The sequence below is a fragment of the Streptomyces sp. NPDC020681 genome, assembly GCF_044334895.1.
Taxonomy (GTDB): Bacteria; Actinomycetota; Actinomycetes; order Streptomycetales; family Streptomycetaceae; genus Streptomyces.
Genome location: NZ_JBIRTX010000018.1, coordinates 26,239 through 44,030, shown reverse-complemented (window position 1 = coordinate 44,030; position 17,792 = coordinate 26,239). Strand labels below are relative to the sequence as shown.

Annotated in this window: 14 protein-coding genes; 4 read left to right on the top strand and 10 right to left on the bottom strand. The window is 70.9% G+C overall.

Annotated elements, in window-relative coordinates; all coding sequences use genetic code 11:
• Positions 1-23: 23 nt before the first annotated feature.
• Complete coding sequence (locus tag ACH4YL_RS32020; protein WP_398510988.1) at positions 24-368, top strand: 5-carboxymethyl-2-hydroxymuconate Delta-isomerase; 345 nt, start codon at positions 24-26, stop codon at positions 366-368.
• Here the strand turns inward: ACH4YL_RS32020 and ACH4YL_RS32015 are convergent.
• From ACH4YL_RS32015 to ACH4YL_RS31990, 6 genes are all read right to left on the bottom strand, one after another.
• Positions 353-1,075: a TetR/AcrR family transcriptional regulator gene (locus ACH4YL_RS32015; protein WP_398510987.1), complete on the bottom strand. Its 723-nt coding sequence runs from the start codon at positions 1,073-1,075 to the stop codon at positions 353-355. The two genes, ACH4YL_RS32020 and ACH4YL_RS32015, sit on opposite strands and share 16 nt — an antisense overlap.
• 23 nt (positions 1,076-1,098) lie before the next feature.
• Entirely contained in the window at positions 1,099-2,148 is a 1,050-nt protein-coding gene (locus ACH4YL_RS32010) for a PDR/VanB family oxidoreductase (RefSeq protein WP_398510986.1), read from the bottom strand.
• Position 2,149: 1 nt separating this feature from the next.
• Positions 2,150-3,034 carry a metal-dependent hydrolase gene (locus ACH4YL_RS32005; RefSeq protein WP_398510985.1) on the bottom strand — a complete coding sequence of 295 codons (885 nt, stop codon included), beginning with the start codon at positions 3,032-3,034 and terminating at the stop codon, positions 2,150-2,152.
• An 83-nt stretch (positions 3,035-3,117) separates the two neighbouring features.
• Positions 3,118-5,082, bottom strand: coding sequence for a hypothetical protein (locus tag ACH4YL_RS32000; RefSeq protein WP_398510984.1), 1,965 nt, complete (start codon positions 5,080-5,082; stop codon positions 3,118-3,120).
• 96 nt (positions 5,083-5,178) lie between these two features.
• Entirely contained in the window at positions 5,179-5,979 is an 801-nt protein-coding gene (locus tag ACH4YL_RS31995) for a tyrosine-protein phosphatase (protein ID WP_398510983.1), read from the bottom strand.
• A 68-nt stretch (positions 5,980-6,047) separates the two neighbouring features.
• On the bottom strand, positions 6,048-9,176 hold the full coding sequence (locus ACH4YL_RS31990; protein WP_398510982.1) for an alpha-N-acetylglucosaminidase: 3,129 nt from the start codon (positions 9,174-9,176) through the stop codon (positions 6,048-6,050).
• Between the two features lie 160 nt (positions 9,177-9,336).
• Between ACH4YL_RS31990 and ACH4YL_RS31985 the strand changes: the two genes are divergently transcribed.
• Positions 9,337-9,798 (top strand): hypothetical protein, encoded by a 462-nt coding sequence (locus ACH4YL_RS31985; protein ID WP_398510981.1) that lies wholly within the window; start codon positions 9,337-9,339, stop codon positions 9,796-9,798.
• Between the two features lie 90 nt (positions 9,799-9,888).
• On the opposite strand, the gene ACH4YL_RS31980 is transcribed toward ACH4YL_RS31985, so the two are convergent.
• From ACH4YL_RS31980 to ACH4YL_RS31970, 3 genes are all read right to left on the bottom strand, one after another.
• Positions 9,889-11,457, bottom strand: a complete 1,569-nt coding sequence (locus ACH4YL_RS31980) for a DUF1996 domain-containing protein (RefSeq protein WP_398511052.1) — start codon at positions 11,455-11,457, stop codon at positions 9,889-9,891.
• 169 nt (positions 11,458-11,626) lie between these two features.
• A complete protein-coding gene (locus tag ACH4YL_RS31975) occupies positions 11,627-12,286 on the bottom strand; it encodes a LuxR C-terminal-related transcriptional regulator (protein ID WP_398510980.1) in 660 nt (219 codons plus the stop codon).
• Positions 12,271-13,539, bottom strand: coding sequence for a sensor histidine kinase (locus tag ACH4YL_RS31970; protein WP_398510979.1), 1,269 nt, complete (start codon positions 13,537-13,539; stop codon positions 12,271-12,273). The genes ACH4YL_RS31975 and ACH4YL_RS31970 overlap by 16 nt, the downstream gene beginning before the upstream one ends.
• 227 nt (positions 13,540-13,766) lie before the next feature.
• On the opposite strand from ACH4YL_RS31970, the gene ACH4YL_RS31965 reads away from it, so the two are divergent.
• Positions 13,767-15,923 carry an MMPL family transporter gene (locus ACH4YL_RS31965; protein WP_398510978.1) on the top strand — a complete coding sequence of 719 codons (2,157 nt, stop codon included), beginning with the start codon at positions 13,767-13,769 and terminating at the stop codon, positions 15,921-15,923.
• Positions 15,924-15,993: 70 nt separating this feature from the next.
• Here ACH4YL_RS31965 and ACH4YL_RS31960 read toward each other — a convergent pair whose 3' ends face one another.
• A complete protein-coding gene (locus ACH4YL_RS31960; protein ID WP_398510977.1) occupies positions 15,994-16,983 on the bottom strand; it encodes an NAD-dependent epimerase/dehydratase family protein in 990 nt (329 codons plus the stop codon).
• Positions 16,984-17,075: 92 nt separating this feature from the next.
• Between ACH4YL_RS31960 and ACH4YL_RS31955 the strand changes: the two genes are divergently transcribed.
• Positions 17,076-17,774 (top strand): hypothetical protein, encoded by a 699-nt coding sequence (locus ACH4YL_RS31955; RefSeq protein ID WP_398510976.1) that lies wholly within the window; start codon positions 17,076-17,078, stop codon positions 17,772-17,774.
• The last annotated feature ends 18 nt before the right edge of the window (positions 17,775-17,792 follow it).

Sequence of the window (17,792 nt, the reverse complement as noted above, 5' to 3'; positions counted from 1 at the left end):
CCGATCACGTGCTGGAGCGCCCGATGCCGCAGATCACCGTCGACTACTCCGAGAACCTGGAATCCGCCTTCGACCGCCGGAGCTTCGCGCTCGCCCTGCACCCGCTGATCGCCGAGACGGTCGACACCAGGCTCTCCGCCTGCAAGACCCGCTTCCGCCGCGTCGACGAGACCGTTGTCGCCGGCGGCACGCCGGACGACGCCGTCATCCACATCGGGATCGCGCTGCTGCCCGGCCGCGAACCCGAGCTCAAGGCACAGTTGTCGGAGGCCGTCCTGGACCTGCTGGCCGACCACCTCAAGGCGGGCGTCGAACCGGTGCTCTCCGCCGAGGTGCGGGACCTGGAGCCGTCCTACCTCAGGCGCTGAGCGGGCACCCGGTCCAGCGCGGGCGCGATCGACATCAGCCGGCCGACGAGATCGCCGAACGGCCCGTCGGCCGGCTCGTCCTCGAGAATGCGCACCAGCAGGCCCGCCATCTCCTCGTCGTACGCGGCACTCACCGCGGTCAGCGCCGCGAAGTCGTGCACCAGCTGCAACTCCAGCTCACCGCGCGGAATCCCGCGCCCGTCCAGCCAGATCAGCGCGGTCGACTCGGCGAGCGACACCCAGGACCGCACGACCAGCCGCAGCCGCGGCGACGGAGCCTCGATCCCCAGATGCGCCAGGATCTGCTCGTACGCCGCCTGCCGCACCTCGTCGATCATCGCGTTCGTCGTCGACGAGCCGACTGCGGGACCGCCGCGCATCAGTGCCGAGAAGCCCGGGCCGTGCTCCTCCACGAAGTCGAAGAACCGGCCCATGACCCGCAGCAGCCGTGCGCCGAGCGGCCCTTCCGGCGGCTCGTGGAACCTGCCGGCCAGTTCGTCGGCGGCCCGGCGCAGCGCGGCCTCGTACAGGCTCTGCTTGCCGGGGAAGTAGTGATAGACGAGCGGCCGCGAGATGCCCGCGGCGGCGGCTATCTCGTCGATCGAGACATCGTCGGGGGAGCGGGAGCTGAACAGCTCGAGCGCCACGCCGATCAGCTGCTGCCTGCGCTCATCGACGCCCATCCTGCGGCGTACCCCGGTCGTCATGCGAACACCCTAACGGGCGCCGTCTACAGGTCCAGCACGAGCCTTCCGCCCCGGCAGCGAGATACGCAGATCAGCATGGAGTCCGTACGTTCGGCGTCGGTGAGGAGTTCGTCACGGTGGTCGATCTCGCCCGCCAGGACGTGCTGTTGGCAGGTTCCGCAGAATCCCTGCTCACAGGAGTACGAGAGATCCGGCACTTCCGCGCGGACCGCGGCGAGCACCGACTGGTCGGACGCGACCTGCACCGTACGGCCGGAACGGCTCAATTCGACCTCGAACGCGCTGCCGTGGGCGCCCGCGGCCGTGAACCGCTCCAGATGCAGCGCCGGTCCGTCCGGCAGCGCGGCGGCGACGGCGTCCATCAGCCCGTCCGGGCCGCAGCAGTAGACGGCCGTCTCCGGCGGGATGCCCGCGAGGAACGAGAGGTCCGGCAGGCCGGCCTCGTCCTCGGCGACGACCGAGACCCGCTCCCCGCCGAGCTTCTCGATGTCGTCCAGGAACGGCATCGAGGCGATCGACCGCCCGCAGTACAGCAGCCGCCAGTTCGCGCCCGCGGCCTCAGCCGCGCGCACCATCGGCAGGACGGGTGTGATGCCGATGCCGCCCGCGACAAAGACATAGGCGGGCGCGACGGCCAGCGCGAACCGGTTGCGCGGACCGCGGATCTCGATCTCCGTGCCCTCGTGCAGCTGTTCGTGCACCTCGCGCGAGCCGCCCCGGCCGTCCTCGATCAGCCGGGTCGCCACGGTGTACGTGTCGGTCTCGGCCGGATCGCCGCACAGCGAGTACTGCCGCACCAGGCCCGAAGGCAGCACCAGGTCGAGATGCGCGCCCGGTTCCCAGCGCGGCAGGTCCGTGCCCTCCAGACGCAGTTGGACGACGCCTTCGGCCGGCGAGGTGCGCTCGGTGACCACGACACGGCGGGCGGCGGTGGCCCCGCGGCCGCGGCCCGAGACGGGCACGTCCAGCGCGGGCATCGGCCACAGCGGAGAGGCCGCGATCCGGCGGCGCATCGCCCGCCTGGCGAGCAGGGCCGCGCCCGCGACGAGTACGACAGTGCGCAGTGCGGGCATGTCAGTGGGCTCCGTTCGCGCCGGGCGATGCGGCGAGATAGGCGACCGCCTGGGCCGTGCTGCCCTCCTGTGAAGGGTTATAGGCGCGGCTCAGATAGCGCGGAATCGAGCGCAGCATGTCGGACGTCGACGGCAGCACGCCCTCGTGCCCGGCCCGGTGGAAGTCCTTGAACGTCGCCTTGCCGGCCGGCAGCGTCGGGTCGTTCTCCATGAAGAAGCGGGTGCCGCGCTGCCAGAGAAAGACAAGCGCGGAGAAGGCGGTGGCCCAGGTCCGCACCCGCCGGCGGTAGCCGCCGTCGAGATGCATGAACAGTTCGAAGGCGACCGAGCGGTGCTCGACCTCCTCCGCGCCGTGCCAGCGGAGCAGGTCCAGCATGGTCGGATCGGCGCCACGCCGGTCCAACTCCTCGGCGTTGAGCACCCAGTTGCCGAGAAAAGCGGTGTAGTGCTCGATCGCCGCGATCAGCGCGACCCGCTCCAGCAGCCACCACTTGCGCGCCTTGCCCGGCGGCAGCGTCCGGTCGCCGAGCAGCTTCTCGAAGAGCCAGTCCACCTGCGCGGTGTACGGCGTCGGATCAAGTCCGAGCTTCTTGAGATGGGGCAGCACATCGTCGTGGGCCTGCGAGTGCATGGCCTCCTGCCCGATGAAGCCGATGACGTCCTCGCGCAGCCGGTCGTCGCGGATGTACGGCAGAACCTGCTTGTAGACGTGCACGAACCAGCGCTCGCCGGCGGGGAGAAGCAGATGCAGCACATTGATGGTGTGGGTGGTGAAGGGGTCGCCGGGAACCCAGTGGAGCGGTGTCTTCTCCCAGTCGAAGGAGACCTTTCGGGCCTTGAGCGTTATGTGCTCGGACGCGACCGGGGCCGGGTGCGTATTAGACATGGCGTCAATGTACTGACGAGTAAGCTCGCGCGACAGGGGCGTGCGCAGATTTTCGGGACGCCGCGGTGGCCAGGGTCCGAGGGTCAGTGCAGCGCACCCACCCGGCTGCCGTCCGACAGGCGGCCGTTCAGTTCCGCCCGAGCCCCTTCCTTCGCCCGCACCGCCAGCAACTGGCCCTCCGCGCTGCCGTCCACACCGCCGGACGTCGCCAGCGAGGTGAACTGCCTGCTGCCCGCCGCGAGTACGTACCAGCTGCCGGCCCGCGACTTCCACAGCACACCGGCCAGCACCTTCGGATCGCCGACCCCGCAGGCCGGCGAGTCCTCGGCCCGCGCCGCGATCGCGCCTGGCGTGCTCGGCGGTGTCCCGGGCGCGTGGAACTGCGCCATGACCCGGCTGCCCGTCCCGCGCCAGGTCTCGGCGCGCGTGCACAGCCAGGCCGCCGTGCCATTCGACTCCGGCAGCCGCTGCTGGGCGTACGGCCACAGATTGACAGCGCGAACGCCGTGCGTCCGAACGCCGGGCAGCAGACAGGCCGTCCGCGCCCACGCGGCGCGCTCCGCCTTGCTCGCGATGTCCTTCGGCGCGGCGGGCGTGCCGAACGTGAGCCGCGCCGGAGTCAGTTCGCCGAGATCGGTCAGCACCCGTGCGGCCGTGCCGTCGTGCAGTTCCAGTACGTCCCAGGTCCGGCAGTCCCGCGCCTGCGCCGGGCTCGGCAGCGGCGTCGTCAGCCCGTCGGTGTCGCGCTTCAGCGGCCGTGGCTCGCTCGCCGGGTCCAGCAGATCCCGTGCGGACGCCTGGTGAACCCAAGGAGCCGTCAGATAGCGGACATTGCTGTCCGTGCGGCCGACCACCAGCGCACCGGCGGACGCGCTGTCCGCCCCGTCCGTACGCGCGAAGTCCAGGGCCACGCCGCCGGGGCCGTCCAGCGGCTCGGCGTAGCGGATCACCCGCAGCCCGTCGTGCAGCAGCACGACCCGCGCCTGGTCGACCTCGCCCGCATACAGCAGCTGCGGCGGGCCCATCGGCGGTCCCGGCGGCGTGCCGGGCGTCGCGGAGACCTGGACCAGGCTGCCGGGCCTCGCCCAGACCGCGAGCGCCCGGCGCAGCAGCGCGCGGTCGCCGGTGAGCGCGCCGCGTGCGGGCCAGACCGAGAAGTCGGTGCGGGAAGAGCTCTGCCATGCGGTGTCGGAGACGCGGGTGACATGGGCCGGGTCGAGGGCGGCTTCGAGTGCGGGGTTGCGTGCGTACGGCGGCGCGGCGGCGCCGTCCGGGCCCCAGCCGTCGCCCGGCAGGCCGAGCAGCGCGCCGCACACCGCGAGAGCGGCGGCCGCCACCAGCGCCGCCTTGGCGTGCTGGCGGCGGCGCATCAGATCGGTGGGCCGGGCCTGGAGCGAACACGGGTCGAACTCGGGCGACTCGAGCAGCGCAGGGACGCCGGGCCCCATGCCGTCCGCCTCGGCGAGCGCGGCGTGCGGGTCCGGCACGCCCGCCGCCGTCAGCACCTGGCGTACGTCGGCGTCGGCGAGGCCCTCCAAGCCGCGCAGCACATACGCCGCCCGGGCCGGTCCGGAGAGCGCGGAGAGCCGCTGGTCCAGGGCCAGTTCATCGGCGCCGCCGGAGCGCGGGAACACCCGCAGCCCCCACACGTGCGGCAGCAGCGGCGGCAGCTGGGCCCGCTTCGGCCAGGCGAGGCGCTTCAGCGGAAGCCCGGCGTCCAGCGCCTGGCGCAGCACCCGGCCACGCACATACAGGTAGCCGGGGTCGGCGTCGCCCTGCGCGTGGTTGGAGGGCGGGATCGCGGATTCGGCGTCGCCGGGGTTCGCCGGGCCGGTGCGCCCGCGCGGCAGCGAGCGCTGCGCGAGCGCATGCGCGGTCAGCACACGGCGGTTGCGGCCGAGGGACGGGGGCAGCACGAGATACGCGATCCGCACCAGCCGCTGGTAGTGCTCGACGAGGGCCGCCTCGGCCTGCTCGAGCTCGACACGGCCGGGGGCCGGAGCGGGAGCCGACGGGGCGGGGGAGGTGACGACATCCTGTGGGCGCACGTTCAGCAGAACGAGCGAATGGTGCTATCGGTCACCGGCCCACCGCGGGTCGATCATTCTCGGTCGATCCCGGTCAACCATGGGCAGCGCGACGCATCAGGCAGCGGCGGAGAGCCGGGTGCGGATGGCCTCGATCGACGCTGCCGGCACACCGAGTCCGTCGCGTACGTACGCCTCCATCGTCCCGAAGCGCGCGTCGACCTCGTCCAGCGCCGCCGCCAGATACTCCGGCAGCACACCGATCACCGCGAGCGCGGTCTCCGGGTCGCCGCCCTGGGTGATGAAACCTTCCACGAGCGGAGCGAAGGCCAGCCGCACCGCCGGGTTGACGGACAGATATTCGGCCTCGACCGCTTGCGGCGTCGCGCCGAGCAGGGTGAGGACGAGGGTCACGGCCCAGCCGGTGCGGTCCTTGCCCGCGGTGCAGTGACAGAGCAGCGGCAGCGCCTCGGGGCCCGCGAGTTCGTCGAGGAAGGCGCGGTAGGCGTTGCGCGCCGATTCGGTGGTGACAAAGGCGCGGTAGGTGTCGGCGAACAGCTTCCGCGCCCGGCCGCCGCCCAACTCGCGCTCGGTGGCGACCGGATCGGCCAGCACGGACCTGAGCTGTGCCGCGGCCGGCATCCGGCCGGACGCGACCTGGTCGGCGAGCACGTCGGCGAGCAGCAGCCGGCCCCCGGCGGGCACCCGGTCCGGGCGGGCATGCCGCTCGGCCCCGGTCCGGAAGTCCACGACCGTACGGATGCCGAGCGCGGCCACGGCCGGATCGGCGGCCGGGTCGAGCCGGTCCAGCTGCCCGGAGCGGAACAGCAGACCGGGTCGTACGGCACGGCCGCCGGTCAGGGGCGTACCGCCGAGATCGCGGAGATTGGCCACGGTGGTGGCGGGGATCGCGGTCATGGCGGGGTGGCTCCCTGACATCGGCGGCTGTGCTTTATGTCCAGGAAGATACCTTTTCTCAGGTATTTCTATGGTGCCGTGACCGACCAGCCGCTGAACTGGACCGTGCCCCTGGCTCCGCCACCGCCGTTCGCTGCGGTCATGAACAGCCCGACGTCCTGCACGGACGCCGCGCCCGGCACCGACACCGTGGCGACCGTGCGCCAGGTCGCGCCGCCGTCCGTCGAGCAGGCGCCGGTGAACGACGTCCCGGCGCCTCGGGTGAGCCGCAGCAGCACCGGAGCGGCGACGCCGGTGATGCGTCGGTAGGTGTCGAGCGTGCCGTCGCGGTTGGTGTCGTACGACAGCACGACGCCCTGGCCCGGTGTCGCCGACAGATTGAGGAAGCCCAGGTCGCGCGGGGTGTCCAGACTGTTGCGCACGACGATCCCGGCGCGGGCCCAACTGCTGGTGTTCTCCTGCGCGTCCACCCGCAGCACCACGCTGCTGCCCGGCTGAAGCGCGCCTTCGCGATAGGCGGTGCCGAAATGGGCGGTGGCCCGCCACAGGTCGGTGCCCGCGCCGTTGATCGCGCAGCGGTCGCCGAGTTGCCCGAAGACGGCGGCGTTGTTGGTGTAGGTGCGCCACTCGGGAGCGAGCGGCGAGGCCACGTGCAGACTGCTCCTCTGCGTGACCGTGACGCGCTCCTCGCCGCGTGGCCCGTACTGCGTGCGCAGCTCGTACGGCATGGGCTTCAGCGGCTCGGTCAGTTGTTCCGAAGGTGCCGTGACTCTCCAGGAAACGCTTCCGGTGCCGCCCGCGGGCACGGACGCGAGATGCGTCTCGCCCTGGGGCTCGGCGTCCAGGCCGGTGAGGCCGAAGTCGACGCGGCCCGTGGGACGCAGGCCGCTCAGATTGTGCAGGGCCGCCGTGACGGTGGAGACGCTGCCGGGCGTGAAGGCCGGCGGATCCGCGGTGACCTGGACGAAGCCCTGGTAGGGCGCGGTGGCGAGAGTGTCGTACACACGCCGGGCGGTGCGGTACGCGTCGCCGGTCGGCCGCACCGGGTAGGCGCGCCGGTCCTTGGTCCACGCCTCCTCGGCCGGGTACCAGTCGAAGGACTTCGGCGCCCGGCCCTCGGCCAGCGCCGCGGCCTGCTCGTCGAGAAAGGCCTCCCACTGCGGCACATGGACGTCGTTGATCAGCCCGTGCCAGTCGCGGTTGGCGTAGTTGCTGAGCTCGTCGGCGGCGGCCCGGTCGGCCCAGGTGGTGATCAGCGCACGGGCGGTGCGCTCCAGCACGACCGCCTCGTCGGCGCTGGTGGCCAGCCGTTTGGCGTCCTCCAGCCACGGTCCGAGCAGGAACTGGCGGTGGCAGCCCGCCATGGTGTCGCTCAGCCGCATCAGCTTCAGCCACAGCGCGGACACGGCACGGAAGGCGTCGACGTCCTTGTTCTGCAGGGCCGTGCGCAGCGGGCGCTGGAGCGTGCGGGAGCGGTTGGCGAGTGCCTGGCGGGCCAGATCGGTCACATCGTGGCGGTAGGCGTCCGAGTCGCGCAGCGACGGCCGGACGTCGAGGAGCGCCGCGAATGCCCGGTCGAAGTGGGCCGGGTCGAAGGCCGTGACGGTGGCCGAGGTCATGCTGGGACGGCGGCAGAACAGCGAGTCGAAGGGGCGGCCGTCGGTGCTGGTGAGCTTGTACGCGGTCGCGGCGAGCGCAACGAAAGCGGTGCGCGCCGAGCGGTCGCCGCCGCCGTAGCGGATCTCGGCGTACTCCGCGAACCAGGCGTCCCGGTCGATCCGTTCCTCGCGCCAGGCCAGCTCGCTGAAGAGCTCCAGCGCCACGGGATCGCGCTCGGCGGCCTCCGGCATGTACGCGGTGCCGGCCAGCGCGCTGTCCGGTTTGTTGCGCCAGGCGGTGAACTTGGCGGTCCACCGGTCGGTGTTGGCGCCGATCGTCGTACGGCCGCCGAAGTTCGGGATGGTGCCGAAGGCGTACGGAGCCCCGCCCCAGCTCGCCTCGCGGTCGGTGACCGAGTCCAGGTCGGAGATGCCGTCGACGATCAGCACCCGGTCGGTGTCGATGGCGTCGAGGAGCGCCCGGCGCGGATTGGCCTGCCAGCCGAGGATCACCCAGGTCGCGCCGGGCCGGGCGGTGCGCAGGGACTTCTCGACCGCGCGGGCGGCGTCCGCCACCGGGACGTCCCCGGCGGTGCCGCCCTCGTGCAGCAGGTCCATCTTGAAGTGGCCGACCTCGCCGAACAGTTCCGCCTGGTGCCGGTAGAAGGCCGCGGCGACGTCGGCGAAGCTGGTGGTACGCGGGTCGAGCCAGTCGGGCCGGCGCAGCCCGTTCCAGCGGCCCTGCGGGATGACGCGGGCGTCGCCGGGGTTACGGGCGACGAAGCCGTCCGGGACCGTGCCGAAGTAGCCGGGCAGGACGGGATGCATGCCGAGCTCGCGCATCCGGTCCGCGATCCGCCGTCCGAGGCCGGCGCGTCGGGCGATCAGCTCCGGCGAGAGCGGTCCGCCGTACTCGCTCATGTTCTGGAGCAGCCACCATGCCTGGTGGGAGGGCGCGGGCAGCCAGGTGCGGGCCTCGGCGTCGGAGTAGCCGAAGTCCATCAGGAGCCGGTGGTAGACGGCCTCCTGGCCGGCGGTCACCAGCACCTCGTTGCAGCCGTGCAGCGCGAGGACGTCGAGCAGCCGCTCCCAGCGCGCCCAGTCGGCGTACGGCGCGGTGTAGCCGTCGTGCGTGTCGTTGTACGCGAACCGGTGCGGGACGGTCGCGGAGCGCTCCAGCGGGGTGCGGGGTGCGGGCAGCCGCAGCGGCAGGTCCAGTTGGCTGCCGGACCAGGAGATATGGGCCCGGCACACGTACTTGAGGTACCAGTGGACGCCGGTGAGGAGCACGGCGGGGGAGGTGCCTTCGACCTCGATACGGCCGGTGGAGCCGGTGACCCGGAAGCGCTCGGGGCCGGTCACCGGGCGCAGCACGAACTGCCCGGCATGGCGCGGCAGCAGCCGCTCGAGGGCCGCGCGGGCGGGCGCCACGGCGAAGGCGGCCGGCGGCTCGGACGGTGTGGGGACGTGGGGGACGTCGGGGGCGGCGGCCGCGGCGGTGGCGGGCAGAGCCGCGGCCGGGGTGCCCGGGGCAAGGGCCGCGCCCGCGCCGATCGCTCCCGCGGCGCCCAGCACCGTACGTCTCGACAGCTCGAACATCAGCGCTCCTCCGTGTTGCTCACGTGACGACAGGTGCGTGCAGTGGCGGAGGTTACCCGTCGTTCGGGCGCACAAAAGGCCGCTGAAGGGGCACGATGGCCGGATGCGGACGAGTACGAACACAGGCGCGAGGCGGACCGCCCGCGCAGCAATGGCAGTTATGGCGCTCGCCCTGGCCGCGGCCTGTTCCTCGGGTGACGACGGCGATGGGCGTGGCGAGGACAAGGCCCCGAAGACGGTCACGGGCACGCTGGAGCAGATCGCGGCGCAGGCCGAGTGCAAACCGAACATCCAGACGGACGCGAAAGAGCTGCGGCAGGCGAACTGCACCACCGGCGACGGCAAGTACGTGCTGGCCACCTTCGCCACCGACCGCGGTCAGCGCGAATGGATCAACGAGGCCAATGACTACGGCGGCTCGTATCTGGTCGGCCGCAAATGGGTCGCCGTCGGCGACGAGAAGGTCGTGACGGCATTGCGCGCCAGGCTCGGCGGCACGGTGGAGACCGGCACGCAGCACACCTCGGGCGGCACCGAGGGCCACGAAGGCCACACGGCAAGCCCCACCGCGAGCCACACCGGCGACCACTCCGGGCACACGGACGACCACTCCGGGCACTGAGAAAGCCGAACGGCCGGATCGGCCCCCCGGGTGGGGGGCCGATCCGGCCGGTCGGTCAGTGGGTCAGGTGCATCTGGTCATCCGCATGGGTCACTTGCACCTCTGACCGCTGTTGATGCAGTTCACCACCTTGTTCATCAGGTTCTCGTCGAAGACGTTGATGAAGTCGCCGTGGTCCGTGATCGGCTTGTGCAGCTGCTCGGGGAAGGAGTCGACCGCGAACACCGAGGGGTTGTCCCCCTCAAGGACCGGCGGAGGAACGTCATAGACGATCCGCTGGACCAGCTGGGGAATGGCCTGGAAGCCATCGCCGCACTGGCCGTTCTCGTCCGCGAACGCCACATGCGTGCGGTGATTGGCGCTGTCGGTGTTCTGGCCGTCCCAGCAGCTCTGGAACTTGAAGGAACGTACGACCTGGCTGCCTTCGGGGCAGATCGGGTACTTGTCCTTCAGCTGACGGTCCTCGAATCCGGTGCAGCTCCAGGAGGCATTGGCATTGGCATCGCCATTGACGAACGCCTTGGCGTCACCCGTGATGATCCGCAGGAAACGGGGCATGGCCGTCACCTTGCTGACCGGGTTGCCGACGAAATTCAGCGTGACCTGCGAAGGAGTCTGAATTTCACCGACGTTCTGGTCATTGCCGCCGCCGTCGGCCTGGGCGTCGTTCTCGTCCTGGCCGTTCTGCAGTCGCAGCACGGGCCAGTAATAGGTCGACTTGTCGCCCTGGTTCACGCAGGTGGTTTCACCGTTGGCAAGATCGTCGTCACTGGCGAATGCGTCATTGGCCTGGTTGCCGACGTAGTCGTGCATATGGTGCGCGCCGTTGGCGACACCAGGAGCAACGATCACATTGTCCGGATTGAACTTGCCGTTCTGGTTCGTGCCACAACTGGTGGTGAACTTGCCCTTGGAGCCGCTACGGCGCTGCTGGGGATTCTGGACATTCGGCTCCACGGACTGGATGTCGACGAAGTCGCCGGCCTCGGGGCCGTTTCCGGCCTGGCCGCCGTTTCCGTCGTTACCCTGATCGTCGCCCTGACCGTCTTCGTTGCCGCCCTGGTCATTGCCCTGATCGTCGTTCTGTCCGTCGCCTTGGCCGTCGTCGTTCTGGCCGTCTTCGTTCTGACCGTCGTCCTGGCCGTCGTTGTTTCCGTCGTCCTGGCCGTCTCCCTCATTGGTCTCGTTGTCATCGCCCCGCAGAGCGCAGGGCGCGAGACTCTCCATGCCCTGCGGCCGCTCGCCGTTCCGCCCGATGGCGATCACGATCCGCTCGATGCTCGCCCGGCGCTTGTCCTTCAGCGGAGTGAGAATCGCGTTCTCGGCCAGCTGGGGATCGCGCTCGATCTGCTCCTTCTGGTCGGCGAATCGCTGGTATGCCTCGGTGATCTGGCTGTCCATCGTGGCCAGTTCACGGTCGACCTCCGGGCGTGACTGTTCCGGCACATTGTCCGGGAGATCGTTGGCGACCTCGGGGCAGTCGATTGTCGACACCTGGCGTCCGGCGTTCTCGGTCTGTTTAGTCTCTGGACCGGACCAGCCTTCGTGGGCGGATGCGTAATTGACCGCTACTAGCCCACCCCCGCCCAGGATCAGAGCGGCCGAGGCGACTATCGCCCGGTTCGCCAGCGTCGAGCGTTTTCTCGTTTTGCGTCCCATGGAACTCCTCTGCTTCGTTGTCGGGTGTGGGTTAGGGGGGTTCCCGACAGAGGGAGAAGCGCGTCGTTCCATACGGGTGGGGCTCATGGGGTGTTCAAAGGGAGCTGGAATTCGTAGAAATCTCCATTGCCAAATCCGGCGTACCGTACCGAAGTTGGACGCAGGATCCTCAGGCGTCCTGCTGGCCGCGGTCCAGGTAGGCGAGCACCGCGAGCACCCGGCGGTTGTCGTCGTCCGAGACCGGCAGGCCCAGCTTCGCGAAGATGTTGGACGTGTGCTTGGCGACCGCCCGCTCCGTCACCACCAGCTGTGCCGCGATCGCCGCGTTGGAGCGGCCCTGCGCCATCAGCTCCATGACCTCCCGCTCGCGCGGCGTCAGACCGCCCATCGGCTTGTCCTGCGAACGCCGGGACAGCAACTGCGAGATCACCTGCGGATCCATCGCCGTGCCGCCGGCCGCCACCCGCCGCACCGCGTCGATGAACTGCTCCGCGTCGAAGACCCGGTCCTTGAGGAGATAGCCGACCCCGCCGTTGCCGTCGGCCAGCAGCTCACGCGCGTACAGCTGCTCCACATGCTGGGAGAGCACCAGCACCGGCAGCCCCGGCCGCGCCCGCCGTGCCGCCAGTGCGCACTGCAGCCCCTCGTCCGTGTGGGACGGCGGAAGCCGGACGTCGACGACTGCGACGTCCGGCTCCAACTCGGCGAGTGCCTTGGTCAGTTCGGGCCCGCTCTCCACCGCGGCCAGGATCTCGAAGTCGAACGCCTCGAGCATGCGCACCAGTCCGTCGCGCAGCAGGAAGAGGTCTTCGGCTAGAACAACTCGCAAGGGATCTCCATGGTGACCATGGTGGGGCCGCCTGCGGGACTGCTGACGGCGAGTACGCCGTCGAATGTACCGAGTCGGCGTTCGATGCCGCTCAGGCCGGAGCCGGAACCTATCGTCGCGCCGCCCTTGCCGTTGTCCGTGATGGAGATGCGCAGCGAACCCTCCGAGTACGACACGTCCACCCACATCCGGTCCGCGCCCGAGTGCTTGACCGCGTTGGTGAGCGCCTCGCTGACCGCGAAGTACGCCGCCGACTCCACGGGCGCCTCGGCCCGGCCGTGCAGCTCCACGTCCACCTCGGTCTTCACCGGCAGCCGCAGCGCCAGGGCCTTCACCGCGTCGCCGAGCCCGCGCTCCGCCAGCACCGGCGGGTGGATGCCGCGGACCAGGTCCCGCAGCTCGGTCAGCGCCTCCGCGGAGGACTCGCGCGCCTTGGAGATCAGCTGCTTTGCCTGCGCCGGGTCCTTCTCGATGAGCGCCTCGATGGTGCCGAGGTTCATGCCCATCGCGACCAGCCGGGCCTGCGCGCCGTCGTGCAGATCGCGCTCGATACGGCGCAGTTCGGCGGCCGAGGTGTCCAGCGCGTCGTGCCGGGTCTCGGTGAGCCGGTCGATGCGCTGCTCCAACTCCTGCTCGTGGCCCGGCGCGAGCATGGCGCGGGTCAGCCGGAAGTGCGAACGGATCAGGATGTGGTTGATGTTCATTCCCACCGTCATCCAGACGAGCCCGAGCAGCGCAGCGGCGGCGGCCGTGCCCCAGCTGGAGACCGGCACGAACGTGTACCAGTACGTGCCCTGGGCGTCGACGATCGGCTGCCACAGACCGGCCAGCAGCACCAGGCCGAACAGGCCCTCGAGCAGCAGCGCCGGAGCGAGGAGCGTGACGACCGCGCCGGCCGTCATGTCCACCAGCAGCCACTGCATGTCACGCCAGGTGGCCGGGTCCTTCAGCATCAGCGTGCAGCGCTCCACCTGGCCGGTGATGCCGCTGCGCATGTCCCTCGGGAAGGGGCGGTACGGGACGGGAATCCGGATCGACGACCACTCGGCGGCCAGCAGCCGCCGCCGGTTGGCATGCCAGCGCACCAGCTCCAGTACGGCGGGAGTGGTGAACACACCCACACCGATCGGGATCAGTGCGATGGAGACCACCGCCAGGACGAAGAGCGTGATCGATCCGACCAGTGCCAGCAGCGCCAGCGCCAGTCCTTGTGCGCCGGCCACCAGGGCCACACGTGCCTTCGTCGCATTCATCGGATTCCCCTCGTTGTTCGGTCTCAGGCACAAGTGTGGCGGGAGTACACGTGCGGCGGCACTGGGCCCCGACACCGAGTGGGGGTGTATCTAGCACCACCCCGGTGACCTCGCCCTACGGCTCCGAGGGAGGGGGTCTTGGCGGCTGTGCCGCGGCCCCGCCGGTTTCTAGCGTCGTACTCGACTTAATCGGCGCTCAACTCCGTGGAACCTGGGGGCGAAAGACCATGAGGCGCAACCTCGCGGCACGTATCGGTGTGTGGAGCGCACACCATCGGAAAACGGCGATCATCGGCTGGCTGCTTTTCGTCGTCCTGGCCACCGCCGTCGGCGGGGCGTCGGGCATGGTCGAGATGTCCGCGTCCGAGCAGGGCACGGGCGACTCCGCGCGGGCCCAGAAGATCCTCGACGACGCCGGCCTCGACCAGCCCGCCGGAGAGCTCGTCCTGGTCAGCAGCGAGAAGCCCGGCGGCTGGAAGGCCACCGCACGCGAGCTGGCCGCGGCGATCGGCGAGACGGGCGAGGCCCAGAAGATCGAACCGCCGCTCGCCTCCAAGAACGGCAAGGAAGCCCTGATCCGGTTCGAGATCAAGGGCGATTCGAAGACGGCCGCGGACCGGGTGCAGCCCGTACTGGATGCCGTACGCGACACCGGAGAGGCCGCGGGCCAGGGCGTCGAGGTCCATCAGTTCGGGGCGGCGAGCGCCGAGAAGTGGCTCGGCGACCTGCTCTCCGAGGACTTCCAGAAGGCCGAGTTCACGGCGGTGCCGCTGGCACTGGGCATCCTGCTGGTCGCCTTCGGAGCGGTGGTCGCGGCCCTGCTGCCGGTCGGCCTCGCGCTGACCGCGTGCATGGCGGCCTTCGGCCTGCTCTCGCTCGCCAGCCACCAGCTGCATCTCTTCCAGACCACCTACTCCGTGATGTTCCTGATGGGCCTCGCCGTCGGCGTCGACTACTGCCTGTTCTACCTGCGGCGCGAGCGCGACGAGCGGGCCGCGGGCCACGACGCCGACACCGCCCTGCGGATCGCCGCGGCGACCAGCGGGCGCGCGGTCCTCGTCTCCGGCATCACCGTGATGCTGGCGATGGCCGGCATGTTCCTGTCCGGGCTGATGCTCTTCAAGGGCTTCGCCCTCGCCACCATCCTCGTCGTCTTCATCGCGATGCTCGGCTCGGTGACCGTGCTTCCGGCGCTACTCGCCTGGCTCGGCGACCGGATCGACGCCGGCCGCATCCCGTTCCTCAACCGCCGCCGCAGGAAGGGCGTCCACGAGAGCGGCGCGATCGCGGGCGCGGTGCTGAAGCCGGTACTGGCCAGGCCGAAGCTGTTCGCGTTCGCCTCGGCCGCGGTGCTGCTGGCGCTGGCGGCGCCCGCGATCGGCATGAAGACCGAATCGCTGGGCATGGAGAAGCAGTTCGGCTCCGACGCGCCGCTGTCGGTCGCGTACAAGGAGATCACCGGAGCGTTCCCCAGCGGCCCGGAGCCGGCGCGGGTGATCGTGAAGGCCGACGACATCACGTCCACCTCCGTGCAGGGCGGCCTTGCGAAGTTCGGCCAGGTCACCGTGCACAAGGCGCAGAACGTCGCCGAGATCGAGGTCGAACTGGCGGGCAACGGCACCGACGACCGCTCGAAGAAGGCACTCGCCGAACTGCGCGACAAGACCGTGCCCGCGGCGTTCGACGGCACCGGCGCGACGGTCTACGTCGGCGGTGAACTCGCCGAGTCCGTCGACTTCAACGACCAGCTCAAGCGCGGCATCGTGCCGGTCTTCGCCTTCATCACGGCCGTGACCTTCCTGCTGATGCTGTTCTGCTTCCGCTCGTACGTCATCGCCGTGACGTCGATCCTGCTCAACCTGCTCTCGGTGGCCGCCGCGTACGGCGTGATGGTCGCCGTCTTCCAGCACGGCTGGGGCGCGTCGGCGCTCGGCACGGAGGCGGTCGGCGCGATCGAGAGCTGGATGCCGCTGTTCGTCCTGGTGGTGCTGTTCGGACTGTCCATGGACTACCACGTGTTCGTGGTGTCCCGGATCCGCGAGGCGCGCGACCGGGGGACGGACACGCGCACCGCGATCAACGAGGGCATCCGCCGCACGGCGGGCGCGGTGACGGGCGCGGCGGCGATCATGGTCGCGGTGTTCGCGGTCTTCGGCACGCTGTCCATGCAGGACATGCAGCAGATGGGCGTGGGCCTCGCGGTGGCGGTCCTGCTGGACGCGACGATCGTCCGGATGGTGCTGCTGCCGTCGGTGATGGCGGTCCTGGGCGAGCGCAACTGGCGCACGCCGCGCGGCCTGCGCCGGCTCCCGCGTCTGGAGCACGGCGAGGAGGAGCCGCCGCCGGCTCCTCGTCACGCGGCACCGGCGAGCGCGACCCGATAAGTTCGCGCGCGGCCGACTGTCTTGCGGGCTTCGCCCCGGACCCCCGTGCGGGGTCCGGGGCACCCTCATGTCAGAGCCCCAGCACCTTCGCCTCGACCTCCGGCGCCAGGCCCACCGCCAACCGGTCCGAACGCTGCGGCACCGCGCCGCCCAGAGACCGGATCCACGCCCAGGTGTGCGACACCGTCTCCTCGACCGGACGGCAACTCAGCCCCGCCCCAAGCGCCTTCCGGACATCCTGCGCATGGATCGCGTTGTACAGCTCCGGCTGCTCCTCCTGCGGGATCCAGATCGGCAGGTCGGTCCACGGCTCGACGCCCGCCTTCAGGACCGCCTCCGCCGGTGTCCACCGCAGCTCGGCCGACGCGCCCGTTTCTCGCACGCACGCGTCCAGCAGCTCGCCGATCGTCGTGTGCCCCTGCTCGCTCACCAGGTTGTACGGCCCGGAAAGCCTGCGCTCGGCCGCCGTCAGAACCCACTCCGCGAGGTCGCGTACGTCGATGCACTGCAGCGCCGTGTCCCGCGGGCCCGGCGCAAGGACCGGGCCGCCGCGGGCGATCCGGCTGAGCCACCAGGGCAGGCGGCTCTCCCACGGGCCGAGGATCAGGCCCGCCCGCACCAGCAGCGAGCGGTCGTCGCCGAACGTGTCGAGTACGGCGAGTTCGCCACCGCGCTTGGCCTCCGCGTACGGGACGTCGACCGCGTCCGGCGACGCGTCGACCACCGGACTGGTCTCGTCGAAACCGACCGCCGGCGGCCAGGCGTACACCGAGCAGCTCGAAATGTAGACATAGTGACCGACGCGGTCCGCGAGCAGCCGGGCCGAGTCCCGTACGGCATACGGCGCGGCCGACCAGGTGTCGACCACGAGGTCCCACTCGCCGTCGGCGAGCGCCGCAAGGCCGTCCGGAGCCGTCCGGTCACCGGTCAACGCCCGTACTCCGTCCGGCACTTCACTCCGCCCGCGGTTGAAGACCGTGACCTCCCAGCCGCGCGCCAGCGCGGCCTCGACGACCGCGCGTCCGACGAACACCGTGCCACCCAGAATCAGAAGTTTCATGCCGTCGACTCTGCCCCGCAGGATCGCGCCGGTACAGAAATTCTGCTGCCAGGAGAGGAGAACCGGACCAGGCATGGCAGCATGTGCGAACCATGACGGATGCCCGGTCGCCGATGCGCGCCTTGCGTGCCGCGATGTTTGCGGCGGTGTGCACCGCATTGGCGGCGGTGGGGCATTCGTTCACATCTGGTCATGGTCTTCCGCCGGCCGTGCTGTTGCTCGCCTTCGCGCTCACCGCGGCGGCCGGCTGGCTCGCGGGCGGCCGCCGCCGGGGCGTGCCGTCGATCGGCGCCGGACTGCTCGCCGTTCAGGGCTCGGTGCATCTGCTCTTCGCCGGCGCACGGCTCCGCGGCGCACCGCCGAACACTCACGACCACACGGCCCTTGGCCCCGATGCCATGGCGACGGACACCATGTCGACCGCGTCCATGTCGGCGGACACCATGTCGCTCGGGACCATCTCCGCCGACACCATGGCCGCGAGCACCATGCTCCACTCCTCCGCCGGCATGCTCGCCGGCCACCTCCTGGCCGCCGCGGTCTGCGCCCTCTGGCTCGCCCGCGGCGAAGCCGCCTTCTTCCGTCTCGCCGAGGCCATCGGCACCTTCGCCTTCACCCCGCTGCGGCTGCTGCTCACCGCCGTACGCCTGCCCGACACCCCGCGGCCCCGGCTCCGGCACCCGTCCGGCACCGCCCGCCGCCGCAGCGTCGTCCTCGGGCACACCCTCGTGCGCCGCGGCCCGCCCCCGTGCCGCGCATCTCTCGCCACGGCCCCTGGAGCAGCCGTCTGACCTGGGGCCGGATCCCCA

Excerpts from the sequence above, each read along its gene's own strand:
- ACH4YL_RS32015 (WP_398510987.1), bottom strand. The coding sequence starts at position 1,075 with ATGACGACCGGGGTACGCCGCAGGATGGGCGTCGATGAGCGCAGGCAG.
- ACH4YL_RS31965 (WP_398510978.1), top strand. The coding sequence starts at position 13,767 with ATGAGGCGCAACCTCGCGGCACGTATCGGTGTGTGGAGCGCACACCAT.
- ACH4YL_RS31970 (WP_398510979.1), bottom strand. The coding sequence starts at position 13,539 with ATGAATGCGACGAAGGCACGTGTGGCCCTGGTGGCCGGCGCACAAGGA.
- ACH4YL_RS31985 (WP_398510981.1), top strand. The coding sequence starts at position 9,337 with ATGGCGCTCGCCCTGGCCGCGGCCTGTTCCTCGGGTGACGACGGCGAT.
- ACH4YL_RS31955 (WP_398510976.1), top strand. The coding sequence starts at position 17,076 with ATGACGGATGCCCGGTCGCCGATGCGCGCCTTGCGTGCCGCGATGTTT.
- ACH4YL_RS32020 (WP_398510988.1), top strand. The coding sequence starts at position 24 with ATGCCGCAGATCACCGTCGACTACTCCGAGAACCTGGAATCCGCCTTC.
- ACH4YL_RS32005 (WP_398510985.1), bottom strand. The coding sequence starts at position 3,034 with ATGTCTAATACGCACCCGGCCCCGGTCGCGTCCGAGCACATAACGCTC.
- ACH4YL_RS31960 (WP_398510977.1), bottom strand. The coding sequence starts at position 16,983 with ATGAAACTTCTGATTCTGGGTGGCACGGTGTTCGTCGGACGCGCGGTC.
- ACH4YL_RS31990 (WP_398510982.1), bottom strand. The coding sequence starts at position 9,176 with ATGTTCGAGCTGTCGAGACGTACGGTGCTGGGCGCCGCGGGAGCGATC.
- ACH4YL_RS31995 (WP_398510983.1), bottom strand. The coding sequence starts at position 5,979 with ATGACCGCGATCCCCGCCACCACCGTGGCCAATCTCCGCGATCTCGGC.
- ACH4YL_RS32010 (WP_398510986.1), bottom strand. The coding sequence starts at position 2,148 with ATGCCCGCACTGCGCACTGTCGTACTCGTCGCGGGCGCGGCCCTGCTC.
- ACH4YL_RS31980 (WP_398511052.1), bottom strand. The coding sequence starts at position 11,457 with ATGGGACGCAAAACGAGAAAACGCTCGACGCTGGCGAACCGGGCGATA.